Here is a 13,728-nt window from a genome sequence, read left to right on the forward strand (position 1 = left end):
GGGACGTGCAGACCACGGCTGTCTCCCTCGACGTGCGCGGCGTCCGGTACGCGTACCCGGACGGGCACGTCGCCCTGCACGGGGTGGACCTGACGGTGCCGCGCGGCGGGCGGGTGGCGCTGCTCGGCCCGAACGGCGCGGGCAAGACGACCCTGGTGCTGCACCTCAACGGCATCCTCACCGCGTCCGAGGGCTCGGTGAGCGTCGGCGGGCTGCCGGTCAGCCGGGACCGGGACACCCTGGCGGAGATCCGCCGCCGGGTCGGCATCGTCTTCCAGGACCCGGACGACCAGCTCTTCCTGCCCACGGTCGCCGAGGACGTGGCGTTCGGCCCGGCGAACCTGGGGCTGCGCGGCGCGGAACTGGCCGCCCGGGTGGACGAGGCCCTGGCGGCGGTGGGGATGAGCGAGCACCGGGACCGCGCCCCGCACCACCTGTCGTTCGGGCAGCGCCGCCGGGTGGCCGTGGCCACCGTGCTGGCCATGCACCCGGAGATCCTGGTGCTCGACGAGCCCTCGTCGAACCTCGACCCGGCGGCCCGCCGGGAGCTGGCCGAGATCCTGCGCGCCCTGCCGGTGACGCTGCTGATGGTCACCCACGACCTGCCGTACGCGCTGGAGCTGTGCGACCGCTCGGTCATCCTCGACGGCGGGCGGATCGTCGCCGACGCGCCGACCCGGGAACTCCTCGCGGACTCCGAACTGCTCGCCCGCCACCGCCTGGAACTGCCGTACGGCTTCGCGCCGCACCCCTGACCGGCCTCCAGCCCCGACCCCGGGGGCGTCAGCCCGCCCGGCCGACGGCCACGGGCGGCACCGGGACCGGGGCGGCCGGTCGAGCCGCCGCCCGGGCGGTGGCCCGCAGGCGCAGGAGACCGGCCGCGGTGGCGCCCGCGCCGGTCGCGAGGACCAGGACGACCAGCAGGCGGGCCAGCCCGGCGGGCCAGGGGACCGGGGGCACCGAGCGGGCGAGCGCGGCGGCGTTGGTGACGCCGACGAAGAGCGCCAGGCACGCGCCGGCCAACGCGAGGGCGAAGTCGGCGGCGGGGCGGCGGGCCAGCGCGTACCCGCCCGCGGCGACCGCGCCGAGGCCGGTGAGCAGCGCCCAGACGCCCCCGCTGAGCAGGCCGGCCAGCACCCCTGTGGGGCCGGTCGCGCCGGCGTCCAGTTCCCGGCCGACGGTGAGCGTGAGCGCGGCGACCCCGCCGGCCGCGAGCAGGCCGCCGACGGCGGCCAGCGCCCGCGCCCCGGCGGTGGTGCCGGCCGCCAGCAGCCCGGCGGCGGCCACCGCCAGGAAGCCCAGGGTGGCGGCCACGGACCAGGGGTACGGATCCGGCGGCGGCACCCAGTCGAGCGTCCCGCGGATCTCCACCGGCTCGGCGCCGTCGCGCAGCGGGACGACCCAGTCCCGGACCCGCTGTTCCCGGGTCGGGTCGGCGCGCACCGACAGCGGCGGTCCCGACTCCTGCCACAGGATGCGCTGGTCGTGCCAGCGGGCCGCCGGCCGTCGTCGACGCGCCGCCAGTCGGGCGCGGCCGCCGGGTCGGCCCGCTCGGGGAGGGTGGCGTCCCCGGTGAGGGTCCGGTTCAGGTACGTCGCCGGGGAGCGGTTGTTCTCGTACACGCCGTCGGGGCCGATCCGCAGGTAGGGCTCGCCGGAGTAGCCCACCACCTCGACCGGGTGCCCGGTGCGGTTGACCAGTTCCAGCCGCGCCCCCGCCTCCACCACCCGGACGGTCAGCCCGGGGCGGGCCGGGGCGACGCCGGTCACCGCCGCCCGGTAGTCGGCGCCGTTCGGGGCGTCCGCCCCGTGCGCGGCGGCCGGCGCGGCGGGGGCGAGGACGGCGGTGAGCGCCGCGGCGGCCGCGAGGGCGGCCCGGCGCAGTGGAGCGGGGATCACTTGCCGGCCGCCGCCACGGCCGCCCGGATCCCCTCGGGGCTGCGGTCGGCGACCTCCTTGCCGGCCACCCGCACGGTCGGCGTGCCGGTCACGCCGGACTTGGCGGCGTCGTCGGTGACGTGCTTCGTCCACGACTTGTACGTGCCGTCGGACACACAGGAGGCGAAGTCGTCCCGGTTCAGCCCGACGCCGGCCGCGATGTCGGCCAGCTCGGCGTCGCTCAGCCCGGCGCTGCCCTCCGGCGGCTGCCGGTCGAACAGCGCCGCGGCGTACTCGCGGAACTTCCCGCCGTTCGCGGCACAGCCGGAGGCGGCGGCGGAGCGGGTGGAGTACTGGGTGGTGGAGAACCTGTCCAGGAACGCCACCGGGTGGAAGACCACCGTCGCCTTGCCCTCGGCGACGAGCTGCTCCACGGTCGGGCCGCTGGTCTGCTGGAACTGCTTGCAGATCGGGCAGAGGAAGTCCTCGTACAGGTCGATGACGACCGGGCCGGAGCCGTGCGCGATGCCGGTGCCGGCCACGGTGGCGCCGGGCGGGGCGGTGTACCCGCTGCCGCGCTGGCCGGACCAGACGGCCCAGCCGATCAGGCCGGCGATCACCAGCACGGCGACCGCCGCCACCGAGGTCCAGATCGTGCGCCGGCGGCGGCGCTCCCGGGCGATCTGCTGCCGGACCACCCGGGCGGCGTCCCGCTGCCCCTTGCGACTACTCATCCTCGTCCTCCACGGGTGGGCCCGCGAGCCAGCCGTCGACCGAGACGGGCGTGCGGGGCCAGATCAGCAGGAAACCGGCCAGCGCCAGGAAGGCGACGTCCCGGAGGATCTCCGGGAGGTAGCTCGGGGCCTGCCCGGCGGCGAGCTCCCCTCCGCTGCCGAAGCAGCCGCAGTCGATGGCCAGGCCGCGCGCCCAGGCCGAGGCGATGCCGGCGACGAAGACCACCAGCAGCGCCGCCGAGACCGCGGCGGCCAGCCGGGTGGCCAGCCCGACCAGCAGCAGCACCCCGAGGGCCAGCTCGACGAAGGGCAGCGCCGCGCCGACCACGGTGGCGACGTCGTACGGCAGGAGCTGGTACGCGTTGACGGCGCGGCCGGAGGCGGCCAGGTCCTCGGCCTTGGCGGCGCCGGCGACCAGCCACACGGCCGCCAGCCCGAGCCGGGCGGCGACGCCGATCCAGGGCCGGACGGCGGGCCAGCGGGCGGCCCGGATGCGGGATGCGGTCACGGTCATTGGTCGCCCTGCCCCCGCCGGAAGTTCCCGCTCATCCGGCAAGGGCGTCGCCGACCGCCTCGACCAGGTCGTCGCGGGCCCGGGCCACCCGGGAGCGGATCGTGCCCACCGGCACCCCCTCCACGGCGGCGGCCTCCGCGTACGACAGGCCGAGCAGCTGGGTGAGCACGAACGCCCCGCGCCGCTCGGCGGGGAGCCGGCGTACCAGGTCGGCGGCGCCGAACTGCCCGGCGGGGTCGGGGTACGGGCGGCCGGTGTGCGCCTCGGCGGTCAGCCGCTCGGTGAGCCGGCGGCGGCGGACCACGGTGCGCAGGTGGTCGGCGCAGGCCCGGCGGGCGATGCCGAGCAGCCACGTGCGGGCGCTGGAGCGCCCCTCGAACGCGGGCAGCGCCCGGAACGCCCGCAGGTACGTCTCCTGGGTGAGGTCGTCCGCGCTGTCCGGGTCGACGAGCGCCGCGGCGAACCGCCATACCTCGGCCTGGGTGGCCCGGACGAAGGCGGCCTGGGCGACGGGGTCCCCGTCGCGGGCGGCCAGCGCCCAGGCGGTGGCCGCCTCCCGGGCGTCGGTCGCCGCCTCCGGCCCAGCGCCGGGCACCGCGTCGGCGTTGCCGGCGGCGGTACGATCGCGCGGGGCGGGGATCACGACAGTCCAGGTTACGCGGCCCCCGAGGGCCGGGGAGGTCCTTCCGCCCTTCCATGGCATGGCCCACTCGGGGGAACTTTTCCTCGGTCCCCGCCGACTACCCGCTCATGACATGCGACGACGTACGCGCGGCGCTGTCGGCGCGGCTGGACGGCGAGGACCCGGGGGCGCCGCCGGCGGCGCTGGACGCGCACACCGAGGGCTGCCCGGGTTGCCGGTCCTGGCTGGCCCGGGCCGAGCAGGTGACCCGGCTCACCCGGGTGCGCGCGGTCCAGGTGCCGGACCTGACCGCCTCCGTGCTGGCGGCGGTGGCCGCCGACCGGGCCTCGGCCGTGGGCGCGACCTCGGCGGCGGCCCGCGCGCGGCGGCAGGTGCTGCGGGTGGCGGTGGCGGTGGCGGCGATCGCCCAGCTTGCCGTCGCGCTACCGATCCTGCTCGCCGGGCTGGGGGTGGGCGTGGATCCGCACACCAGCCGGGAGATGGCCTCGTTCGACGTGGCGCTGGCCGTCGGCTTCGCGCTGGCCGCGTGGCGGCCCGAGCGGGCCCGGGCGTTCCTGCCGGTCGCCCTGGTGCTGGCGGTCTGCCTGGCCGCGACCAGCGCGCTGGACATCGTCAACTCCACCACCGCCCTGGTACACGAGGTCGGGCACCTGGCGGCCGTGGTCCAGGCCGGGCTGCTGTGGGCGCTGGGGCGGGTCAGCGGCGAGCCGGACCGGCCGCTGACGACGGCGGTGGCGGCGGGCCGCGGGTGAGTGGGCTCGCCGATCGACCGGCACGTGGGCGAGCATGGCCGGCATGACTGTCGCTGATCTCCGGCCCCGCCGCCGGCTCGCCCGGGTTGGCGTGCTCGCCGGCCTGCTGGTCACCCTCCTCGGCCTGCTGCTCGCCCCGGCCACCCCGGCGAGCGCCCACGCGGTGCTGGTGAGCAGCAGTCCGTCCGCCTCGGCGGTGGTGCCGAGCGCACCCGGCGCGGTGGTGCTGACGTTCAGCGAGCCGGTGCGGAAGGTGCCCGGGAAGATCCGGGTGATCGCCCCGGACGGCGCGCGGGCCGACCGGGGGGAACCGTCCTTCTCGGGGACGGTGGTGACCGTGCCGGTGGACCCGTCCGCCGGGCGCGGGACGTACCTGGTCAGCTACCGGGTGATCTCGGCCGACAGCCACCCGGTCTCGGGCGCGTTCACGTACTCGGTGGGCGCCCCGTCGACGCCGCCAGCCGACACCGGCACGGACAACCGGGCCGACCCGGTGGTGGAGAACGCGGTCAAGGTCGCCAAGTATCTCGGGTACGCCGGCCTGCTGCTGCTCGTCGGCCCGGCGCTGGTGCTCGGCGCGCTCTGGCCGCGCCGGCTGTCCCGGCGGGGCCCGGCCCGGCTGGCGTGGGCGGGGCTGGGCGTGCTGGCGTTCGCCACGGTCGCCGAGCTGTGGCTGCAGGTGCCGTACACAGCCGGGGGCGGGCTGCTCGACATCGGCGGGACGGGCCTGGGCGCGGTGCTCGGCAGCCCGTACGGGACCGCGCACCTGGTCCGGCTGGGCCTGCTCGCGGCGGCGGCGTTCCTGCTGCGGCCGCTGTTCGCCGGCCCGGTGGGCCGCACGGACGCGGTGATCCTGGCGATCCTCGGCGGCGCGGCGCTGGTCACCTGGCCGCTGGCCGGGCACCCGGCCGCCTCCCCCGCCCCGGCGGTGTCGGTGGTGGTCGACGCGGTGCATCTGGGCGCCATGGCGGTCTGGCTCGGCGGCCTGGTGATGCTCGGGGGCTTCCTGCTGCGCCGCGCCGACGAGCGCGAGCTGACGGCGATCCTGCCGGTCTGGTCCCGGTGGGCCGCCCTGGCCGTGGCGGCGCTGCTGCTGGCCGGCACCGTGCAGGCCCTGATCGAGGTGGCCACCCCCGCCGCGCTGGTCGAGACCACGTACGGCCGGCTGGTGCTGGCCAAGATCGGGCTGTTCGCCCTGGTGCTGGCGGTCGCCGCGTACTCCCGGGCGCTGACGCGCCGGGCCGACACCGCGCGGCAGCCCCGGGCCGTGCGCCGGGCGGTCTGGGTGGAGGTGGCGATCACCGCCGTGGTGCTCGGCGTCACGGCGACCCTGGTGCAGACCACCCCGGCGCGCACCGCCGCCTCCGACGTGGCCGGCCCGGGCGCGGGCTACTTCACCGCCACCCTGTCCAGCCCCCTCTATTCGCTACAGGTGGAACTGGACCCGGCCGAGCGGGGCAACAACACGGTGCACCTGTACGCGTACACCAAGGACAACCGGCCGCAGCCGGTGGTGGAGTGGAAGGCCACCGCCGCGTTGCCGTCGGCCGGGATCGAGCCGATCGAGATCCCGCTGCTGGCCCTGACCGACACCCACGCGTACGGGGACGTCAACCTGCCCGCCGCGGGGGACTGGCAGCTCCGCTTCACGGTCCGGACCTCGGACATCGACCAGGCCACGGTGAGCGCCACCGTGCCCATCCGTTAGAGAGAGGCAGTCGCACATGCTCCGTTCCCGTCGTCCCGCAGCCGCCGCGCTCGCCCTGGGGGCGGTCGCCGCCGTGGTGCTCGGCGTGGCCGCGCCCGCCGCCGCGCACGTCTCCGTCAACCCGAAGGAGGCGACCCAGGGCGGCTACAGCCGGTTCGCGTTCCGGGTGCCGAACGAGAGCGACTCCGCGTCCACGACGAAGGTGGAGGTCGTGCTGCCGGAGAACGCGCCGGTCGGCTCGGTGTCCACCATGCCGGTGCCCGGCTGGACGGTGGCGGTGGAGAAGCGCAAGGTGGACCCGCCGGTGGAGGTGCACGGCAGCCAGGTCGCCGAGGCCGTGTCGAAGCTGACCTGGACGGCGACCGGGGACGCGGCGATCAAGCCGGGGCAGTTCCAGGAGTTCCCGGTCTCGATGGGGCCGCTGCCGCAGGTCGACACGATGGTGTTCAAGGCGCTCCAGACGTACTCCGACGGCAGCGTGGTGCGCTGGATCGAGGAGCCGACGCCGGGCGGCGAGGAGCCGGAGAAGCCGGCGCCGGTGCTCACGCTGACCGCGGCCACCCCGTCGGCCGGGGCGTCCGCGCCGGCCGCCGCTCCCGTCGCCGCGACGTCCGACGACGGTGATGACGACTCCGCCGGCGGCGCGGGCACGGCGCTCGGCGTCGCGGGCCTGGTCGCCGGCCTGGCCGGCCTGGTCCTCGGCGGCCTCGCGTTCGCCCGTACCCGCCGCACCACGCCCCCGACCGCCGCGTCCTGACCTGCCGCCACCCTGCGCGCAGATGCCCGGAGAGCGGGGGCTTGAGCGCCGCCGAGGGGTCCGTTTCCCGTGAATCTGCGCGGATGTTGAGGTCCGCTCGCCCCGGCCCGCCGGCATCGCCGGCGGGCCGGGGTGTTTCCGGGTGCCAATGTATGCCGTTGCTGGTGTTATCGGGCGATTGTGCCTTTTGCCTCGGTAAGGTCGTCCGGGTACTCGGCCACGGAAGGGAACGACACGGATGCGGTTCGCTCGCGCGCTCGCCGGCATGCTCCTGTTGACCATCGGAATCCCGGCGTTGCTGGCCGGCGGTGCGCTCGGCCTCGCCGCCGGCGACGGTGCGGGCGGCGTCGCCGCCCGGCTCGGGGCCCTGGACCTGCGGGTGCGGCCGGACGCCGACTGGCTCCCGGTGGCCGCGTGGACCCTGGTCGGCCTCGGCGCCCTGCTGGTGGCCGCCGCCGTGCTGCTTCTGCTCCGCCCGGTGCGCCCCCGTGAGGTGGTCTTCGTGGTCGAGCCCGACCAGGTCCCCGTGCTCGCCGACCGGCTCGGGGTGGCCTCGCTCAGCGGGCTCGGCGCCCGTCCGGAACCCGCGCCGGCGCTCGCCGCGGAACCGCAGCTCGCGGAGGTGGGCGCCCCGGCCGTCCGGCCCCGGCCGGCCCTCGGGCCGGCGCCGGCGCGCCGCCCGGCCACCCTCGCCGACCTGGCCGCCGCCCCCGCGCGCACCCCGCCGGCCTGGCCGCCGCTGACGCCGGAGAAGACCGTCCCGCCGGTGCGGATCGAGACCCGGCGCATCCGCCCGGCCGCGCCCGGCGGCGTCCGCGCCCGCCAGCGCTCCTGACCCGGCCCGATCCGGCCCCCGGTACCGGCCCGATCCGGCCCCCGACACCGGCCCGGCCGGCGGGATTGTCGCGCGACGGCGAGCGGCCCTCCGCGCTGCCGACGCGAAGGGCCGCCTCACCGGGGGATCGGTGCTACGGGGAATGCCCGAGTTACGTGACAGATTAGCCGGAAACCGCGTTACTCGGCAGGTCTGTCCAGTTGGTGCGATTTTTGGGGTCGCGGGGTGCGCCGGGAGGGCCCGGGAGCGGGGCGGCGCGCCGGCGCGACCGGCAGGGCCACCAGCAGCGCCAGGCTCAGCAGCACGTACGCGTTGCGGACCAGGAACTCCCCTGGTGAGTCGGTGTGCACCGGGGCCACCCCCCAGTCCTGGAACGACACGACCCCGTAGATGATCACCGCGCTCACGACCACCGCCAGCCCGGTCAGCCGGCGGCGCCGCCGGGCCCCGCCCGGGGTGGTCGGGTCCGCGCCGAGCGCCCCGTCGGCGAGCGCCACCACCGCCGGGACGAACCAGTAGATGTGGTGGGTCCAGGTGATCGGGCTGACCAGCCCGCCGACCAGCCCCGTCAGGGCCAGGCCGGTGAGCGCGTCACCGGAGCGGGCGGCGCGCGCGGCCCGCCACAGCCCGTACGCGGCGACCACGCCGACCAGCGCCAGCCAGAGCGCCCGGTTCGGCTCCGCCGGGGCGGTGAACCGGCTGAGCAGGCCGAACAGCGACTGGTTGCCGGTGTAGTCGGTGCGCCCGACCCGGTCGGTGGCCCACAGTTCGTGGGTCCAGAACCGCCACGAGTCGGAGGGCGCGACCGCCGCGGCGAGCAGGGTCGCCGCGGCGGCCGTCACCGACGCCACCCCCGCCTCCCGCCACCGCCGGGTGGCCAGCAGGTACACGACGAAGATGCCGGGGTAGAGCTTCAGGGCCGTGGCCAGCCCCACGCCCACTCCCGCCCAGCGCCGCCCCCGCGGTACGGCGAAGAGCAGGTCGGCCAGGATCAGCACGACCAGCAGCATGTTGATCTGGCCGAACGTGATCGTCTCCCGGGTGCTCTCCACAGCGAGGACGAGCAGCACCGCCACGGTCAGGGTGAACAGCCGGGGCAGGCCGCGCCGGGCGACGACCGGGTCGACCAGCCAGCGCGTGGTCGCCACCACCCCCGCCACGGTCAGCGCGGTGAAGACGGCGACGGTGAGGCCCAGCGGCAGCAGCGCGAACGGGGACAGCAGCAGGGCGCTCAGCGGCGGGTACGTGAAGTAGAGCGCGCCCTGCACCCGGTCCGGCTGCACGTAGTCGTAGAGGGGGTGACCGGCGGCCCACCAGTCCATCGCCCGCATGTAGATCTTCAGGTCGAAGAAGTCGTGCACCAGCCCGGGCAGGTAGAGCGCGGGCAGTACGGCGGCCAGCGCCAGCACCGTGACCAGCCGGCGGACCCTCCGGCCGCCCGCCTCGTCGGTGGCGACGGGCGGTGGCGCGATCCGTTCAGCTGGCACGGGGGAAACAGTAGCGGTCTCGCCCGCCTACGGCGCCGAGGCACGTGGCGTGGGCTGCGCGTAGTCTGTGGCGGTGGCTGATCTTCTCGTCTGGATCGACTGTGAGATGACCGGGTTGGACCTCCGCAGGGACGCCCTGATCGAGGTCGCCGCGCTCGTTACCGACCCCGACCTCAACGTCCTCGGCGACGGCGTGGACGTGGTGATCCGGGCGGACGAGGCGGCGCTGGAGGGGATGCCGGAGATCGTCCGGACCATGCACGCCAAGTCCGGGCTGACCGAGGAGGTCCGGCGCTCGACGGTCACCCTGGCCGAGGCCGAGGACATGGTGCTCGACTACGTCACCACGTACGTCAAGGACCCACGGACGGCGCCGCTGTGCGGCAACTCGATCGCCACCGACCGGGGCTTCATCACCCGGGACATGCCGCGCCTCGACGCGCACCTGCACTACCGGATGATCGACGTCTCCTCGATCAAGGAGCTCTGCCGCCGCTGGTACCCCCGCGTGTACTTCGGCCAGCCGCAGAAGGGGCTGGCCCACCGGGCGCTGGCCGACATCCGGGAGAGCATCCGCGAGTTGGAGTACTACCGGCGGACGATTTTCGTACCGCTGCCCGGCCCGGACGTCGACAGCGCCAAGGCGATCGCCGCCCAGCTCTGATCCGGGCCTGCCGGAAAAGGGGCGGGCGGCGTCACCCGCGGGGTCAGCGGGCGTTGAGGCCGTGCCGGCTGGCGGCGCCGGCCGGCTGCCGGTCCAGCTGCGCCCAGGACAGCGTCGCCTCCGTCCCGCGCGGGACGCGGGCCTCCCGGTACGGCGGCTGCGCGGGGAACCCTCCGGCGTCCCGCCAGCGCCGCTGGTTGTCCTGCTGGTACCGGTCATCGGGCAGATTGGGCATGACCATACCGTCCCAAGAGAAGTCGTCTATGTATGGAAATAGATATGACGCGGCGTGGATGCGTCCGGTTCCCGTCGCCGACCGGCCGAGCCGGCCATCGGTGATGTTCTTTACGCTTACCCGCTCGCCGTGCCCCTCAACCAGCCCGTCCCGGCACCGGGGCGGGGGCCGATCTCCCGCGGGTTTCCCGTGACCGGGCCCGGGCGGGCCGCCACCGGCCTACGGTGGTCGGGTGCGGATCCTGCTGACCGGCGCGGCCGGCTTCATCGGCTCACACGTCGCCGACCTGTTGGCCGGGCACGGGCACGAAATGGTGGCGCTGGACGCCCTGCTGCCCGAGGCGCACGGCGCGGCGGTGCCGCCCTGGTCGGCCCGGCACGGCCTGGTCCGCGGCGACGTCCGTGACGCCGAGCTGCTGGACGCGCTGCTGACGGGCGTGGACGCGGTCTGCCACCAGGCGGCGATGGTCGGCCACGGCCTCGACCCGTCCGACGCCCCGGCGTACGCCGGGCACAACGACCTCGGCACGGCCGTGCTGCTCGCGGCGATGCACCGCGCCGGGGTGCGCCGGCTGGTGCTGGCCAGCTCGATGGTGGTCTACGGCGAGGGGCGCTACCACTGCGCCGCGCACGGGGTGGTGCGGCCCGGACGCCGCCGGGACGCCGACATCGCCGCCGGCCGGTACGACCCGACCTGCCCGGCCTGCGACGCGACCCTGATCCCGGGACTGGTGCCGGAGGACGCCCCGGCGGAGCCGCGCAGCACGTACGCGGCCACGAAGCTCGCCCAGGAGCACCTGGCCGGGGCGTGGGCGGCCCAGACCGGCGGGGAGGTGTGGGCGCTGCGTTACCACAACGTGTACGGCCCCCGGATGCCCCGCGACACCCCGTACGCCGGCGTCGCCTCGATCTTCCGCTCGGCCCTGGCCGGCGGGCGCCCGCCCCGGGTGCTGGAGGACGGCCGGCAGCGCCGCGACTTCGTACACGTCACCGACGTGGCCCGGGCCAACCTGCTGGCGCTCACCACGCCGGCCCCGCAGCCGCTGACCCCGGTGAACGTCTGCTCCGGCGAGCCACGCACGATCGGCGAGCTGGCCGAGGAGTTGGCCGCGGCGATGGCGGGCCCCACGCCCGAGGTGGTCGGCGGGGCCCGGGCCGCCGACGTGCGGCACGTGGTGGCCGATCCGTCCCGGGCCGCCGCGCTGCTCGGCTACCGGGCCCAGGTCGGGTTCGCCGAGGGCGTCGCCGGGTTCGCCACCGCCGAGCTGCGCGAACCGGCGCGTGGTGCGGGCGGGGGTGGCCCGGTCAGGACACCGTCCAGAGCAGGTGGTTGACCACCAGCGCGGTGGCCGCCTGGCCCGCCAGCCACCAGCGGTGGTGGGCCGCCGGCAGCCGGGCGACGGCGGCCAGCAGCCACACCGCGAACGGCAGCCAGATCCGCTCCACCTCCGCCTTGGACAGCCCGGACAGGTCGGCGGCGAGCACCGCCACGGCGGCGGCCACCGGCAGCCACACCGCCGGGTCGCGGCCCGCCGACCGGCGCACCGCCGGGCCGAGCGCCCGGGCCAGCGCCGGGCCGGCCGCCGGGCCGGCGCAGAGCAGCAGCGCGGCCAGGTTCGCCCAGATCCAGTAGCCGTACGGGCGGTCCGCCGCCCAACCCTGGTAGTAGCGCTCGACGACCAGATGGTATCCGTCCAGCCACCAGAATCCGGCGGCCACGAACGCCCCGGTCACCGCCGCGACCCCCGCCCCGGCGAGCGCGAGGACGCGCCACCGGTCGGCCCACCCGTCCCGCCGGTCGGCCGGGCGCAGCGCGACCACGGTCAGGGCGAGCACGCCGGCCAGCACCAGCCCGTACGACAGGTGCAGCGCGAGGCCGAGCAGCAGTCCCGCCGGCAGCGCGGCCCGCCGTCCCGGCCGGGCGAGCAGCGCCAACCCGGCCGCCAGCACGGCGGCGAAGATCCCGTCGGCGGACGCCCCGACCCAGACCGCGCCGGGCAGCAGCACCAGGAACGGCAGCGCCGCCCGGGCGGCGGCCTCGCGGCCGAGCGCGCGCAGGGCGGCCGGCACCGAGACGCTGACGGTCGCCCCGGCCAGCACGCAGGCCAGCGCGGCGGCGGTCCCGCCGCCCAGCCCGACCCGGTCCAGCGCGACGAAGAGCAGCAGTGCGCCCGGCGGGTGCCCGGAGGTGTGCGTCGACCACGAGTCGGGCTGGAAGTCGAGGATGCGTCCGGTGAAGCCGGCCAGCATGGCCGGGACGTCCCGCACCCCCGGCACCTCGTGCAGGTACTCCGCCTGCACCGTGAGCCGCTCCGCGAACCCGGCCGACCAGCCGTCCACCAGGGCGAGGCTCAGCGTCCAGGCCAGGGCGGCGAGGTAGCCGCCCGCCAGCAGCCGGGGCCACGGGGCGCGGCGGGCGAGGCCGGGGCCGTACCGGACCACGGCGGCGGCGACCAGCAGCGCCGGCACGGTCCCCCAGCCGACGTGGGGCCGCCAGCTGGCGTAGAGCGGGGCGGCGTCCGCGTGCAGGTCGACCCCGCGCCGGTCGAGCAGCGCGCCGACGGCGACCGCCGCGCCGAGCAGCGCCGCCTCCACGGCCAGCACGGTCGCGTCGCGGCCACCGCGCCCGGCGGCCCGCGGCGGGTGGCCGGCGCGGCGCCCGGCGGCCGTGCGGGGCGGGTGGGTGGTCATGGTGAGCGTGACGGTACGGCCCAGCCGGCCCGCCGGTGCGCGGTTCCACCGGTACGTCAGGGGTTCGTAACATTCGGCTGCGGCGTACGGGTTCCGTACCCGGTGAACGGGGTCTGACCAGGCGGCCGGCCGCCTAACGTCCGGTGGTGTGGACAGCTGGATCGACGTGGTGCTGCCGTGCCTGGACGAGGCCGCCGCCCTGCCGGGCGTGCTGACCGGGCTGCCGCCCGGCTACCGGGCGGTGGTGGTGGACAACGGCTCGACCGACGGGTCGCCCGAGGTCGCCGCCCGGCACGGCGCCCTGGTGGTGCGCGAGCCTCGGCGCGGCTACGGCGCGGCGGTGCACGCCGGGCTGCTGGCGGCCCGCACCGAGCTGGTCTGCGTGCTCGACGCGGACGGCTCGTTCGACCCGGGCGTGCTGCCCCGGCTCGCCGCCTCGGTGGGCGAGGGCCGGGCCGACCTGGTCGCCGGCCGCCGCCGGCCGGTGTCGGTGACCGCCTGGCCCTGGCACGCCCGCGCCGGCAACGCGCTCGTCGCGGCCGGGCTGCGCCGCCGGGGCGTGCCGGTGCACGACCTGAGCCCGATCCGGGTGGCCCGCCGGGCGGCGCTGCTGGAGCTGGGGATCGTCGACCGGGCCTTCGGCTATCCGCTGGAGCTGCTGCTGCGCGCCGCCGCCGCCGGCTGGCGGATCGTCGAGCAGGACATCCCGTACGGGCCCCGCGCCGCCGGCACCCGGTCCAAGGTCTCCGGCTCGGTACGCGGCACCGCGCGCGCGATCCGGGACATGACCGCCGTGCTGCGCGCCGGCGTCTCCCCGGCTCCCCACGACGCC

General features: G+C 76.8%; 14 protein-coding genes and 1 pseudogene. 8 read left to right on the top strand and 7 right to left on the bottom strand.

Going from position 1 to position 13,728, the window contains the following annotated elements; all coding sequences use genetic code 11:
- Positions 1-5 precede the first annotated feature (5 nt).
- Positions 6-755 carry an energy-coupling factor ABC transporter ATP-binding protein gene (locus tag JD77_RS18370; RefSeq protein ID WP_145775449.1) on the top strand — a complete coding sequence of 250 codons (750 nt, stop codon included), beginning with the start codon at positions 6-8 and terminating at the stop codon, positions 753-755.
- Positions 756-783: 28 nt separating this feature from the next.
- Here the strand turns inward: JD77_RS18370 and JD77_RS33735 are convergent, their stop codons facing one another.
- From JD77_RS33735 to JD77_RS18390, 4 genes are all read right to left on the bottom strand, one after another.
- Positions 784-1,443, bottom strand: coding sequence for a hypothetical protein (locus JD77_RS33735; protein ID WP_246140746.1), 660 nt, complete (start codon positions 1,441-1,443; stop codon positions 784-786).
- Positions 1,444-1,894: 451 nt separating this feature from the next.
- Positions 1,895-2,611, bottom strand: a complete 717-nt coding sequence (locus JD77_RS18380) for a DsbA family protein (RefSeq protein ID WP_145775450.1) — start codon at positions 2,609-2,611, stop codon at positions 1,895-1,897.
- A complete protein-coding gene (locus tag JD77_RS18385; RefSeq protein ID WP_145775451.1) occupies positions 2,604-3,125 on the bottom strand; it encodes a MauE/DoxX family redox-associated membrane protein in 522 nt (173 codons plus the stop codon). The genes JD77_RS18380 and JD77_RS18385 overlap by 8 nt, the downstream gene beginning before the upstream one ends.
- Before the next feature lie 31 nt (positions 3,126-3,156).
- The gene (locus JD77_RS18390) at positions 3,157-3,768 is read right to left on the bottom strand and encodes a sigma-70 family RNA polymerase sigma factor (protein WP_344750438.1); all 612 of its coding nucleotides are present in this window, start codon (positions 3,766-3,768) and stop codon (positions 3,157-3,159) included.
- Positions 3,769-3,875: 107 nt separating this feature from the next.
- Here JD77_RS18390 and JD77_RS18395 point away from each other — a divergent pair, with 107 nt between their 5' ends.
- The 4 genes from JD77_RS18395 (at position 3,876) to JD77_RS18410 (ending at position 7,820) form a co-directional block, all read left to right on the top strand.
- Entirely contained in the window at positions 3,876-4,520 is a 645-nt protein-coding gene (locus JD77_RS18395; protein ID WP_170286476.1) for a zf-HC2 domain-containing protein, read from the top strand.
- 34 nt (positions 4,521-4,554) lie between these two features.
- Positions 4,555-6,228, top strand: a complete 1,674-nt coding sequence (locus JD77_RS18400; protein WP_211372599.1) for a copper resistance CopC/CopD family protein — start codon at positions 4,555-4,557, stop codon at positions 6,226-6,228.
- A 16-nt stretch (positions 6,229-6,244) separates the two neighbouring features.
- Entirely contained in the window at positions 6,245-6,985 is a 741-nt protein-coding gene (locus JD77_RS18405) for a YcnI family copper-binding membrane protein (RefSeq protein ID WP_145775455.1), read from the top strand.
- Between the two features lie 238 nt (positions 6,986-7,223).
- On the top strand, positions 7,224-7,820 hold the full coding sequence (locus JD77_RS18410) for a hypothetical protein (RefSeq protein ID WP_211372600.1): 597 nt from the start codon (positions 7,224-7,226) through the stop codon (positions 7,818-7,820).
- Between the two features lie 179 nt (positions 7,821-7,999).
- On the opposite strand, the gene JD77_RS18415 is transcribed toward JD77_RS18410, so the two are convergent.
- A complete protein-coding gene (locus JD77_RS18415) occupies positions 8,000-9,307 on the bottom strand; it encodes a glycosyltransferase 87 family protein (RefSeq protein WP_145775456.1) in 1,308 nt (435 codons plus the stop codon).
- 67 nt (positions 9,308-9,374) lie between these two features.
- Here JD77_RS18415 and orn point away from each other — a divergent pair, with 67 nt between their 5' ends.
- On the top strand, positions 9,375-9,971 hold the full coding sequence (gene orn, locus JD77_RS18420) for an oligoribonuclease (protein WP_145775457.1): 597 nt from the start codon (positions 9,375-9,377) through the stop codon (positions 9,969-9,971).
- A gap of 43 nt (positions 9,972-10,014) precedes the next feature.
- Here orn and JD77_RS18425 read toward each other — a convergent pair whose 3' ends face one another.
- Positions 10,015-10,206 (bottom strand): DNA repair protein, encoded by a 192-nt coding sequence (locus JD77_RS18425; protein ID WP_145775458.1) that lies wholly within the window; start codon positions 10,204-10,206, stop codon positions 10,015-10,017.
- A gap of 232 nt (positions 10,207-10,438) precedes the next feature.
- Here JD77_RS18425 and JD77_RS18430 point away from each other — a divergent pair, with 232 nt between their 5' ends.
- On the top strand, positions 10,439-11,539 hold the full coding sequence (locus JD77_RS18430) for an NAD-dependent epimerase/dehydratase family protein (protein WP_145775459.1): 1,101 nt from the start codon (positions 10,439-10,441) through the stop codon (positions 11,537-11,539).
- Here JD77_RS18430 and JD77_RS18435 read toward each other — a convergent pair.
- Positions 11,511-12,896, bottom strand: a complete 1,386-nt coding sequence (locus tag JD77_RS18435; RefSeq protein WP_170286477.1) for a hypothetical protein — start codon at positions 12,894-12,896, stop codon at positions 11,511-11,513. The genes JD77_RS18430 and JD77_RS18435 overlap by 29 nt on opposite strands.
- Before the next feature lie 148 nt (positions 12,897-13,044).
- On the opposite strand from JD77_RS18435, the pseudogene JD77_RS18440 reads away from it, so the two are divergent.
- Positions 13,045-13,701 (top strand): annotated as a pseudogene (locus tag JD77_RS18440) (glycosyltransferase family 2 protein); the annotation flags it as partial.
- Positions 13,702-13,728: the final 27 nt, after the last annotated feature.

This window comes from Micromonospora olivasterospora, from assembly GCF_007830265.1.
In the GTDB taxonomy this organism is placed as follows: Bacteria; Actinomycetota; Actinomycetes; order Mycobacteriales; family Micromonosporaceae; genus Micromonospora; species Micromonospora olivasterospora.

Coding starts and splice junctions, on each gene's coding strand:
- JD77_RS18410 (WP_211372600.1), top strand. CDS start 7,224: ATGCGGTTCGCTCGCGCGCTCGCCGGCATGCTCCTGTTGACCATCGGA.
- JD77_RS18405 (WP_145775455.1), top strand. CDS start 6,245: ATGCTCCGTTCCCGTCGTCCCGCAGCCGCCGCGCTCGCCCTGGGGGCG.
- JD77_RS18400 (WP_211372599.1), top strand. CDS start 4,555: ATGGCCGGCATGACTGTCGCTGATCTCCGGCCCCGCCGCCGGCTCGCC.
- JD77_RS18425 (WP_145775458.1), bottom strand. CDS start 10,206: ATGCCCAATCTGCCCGATGACCGGTACCAGCAGGACAACCAGCGGCGC.
- JD77_RS18380 (WP_145775450.1), bottom strand. CDS start 2,611: ATGAGTAGTCGCAAGGGGCAGCGGGACGCCGCCCGGGTGGTCCGGCAG.
- JD77_RS18395 (WP_170286476.1), top strand. CDS start 3,876: ATGACATGCGACGACGTACGCGCGGCGCTGTCGGCGCGGCTGGACGGC.
- JD77_RS18385 (WP_145775451.1), bottom strand. CDS start 3,125: ATGACCGTGACCGCATCCCGCATCCGGGCCGCCCGCTGGCCCGCCGTC.
- JD77_RS18435 (WP_170286477.1), bottom strand. CDS start 12,896: ATGACCACCCACCCGCCCCGCACGGCCGCCGGGCGCCGCGCCGGCCAC.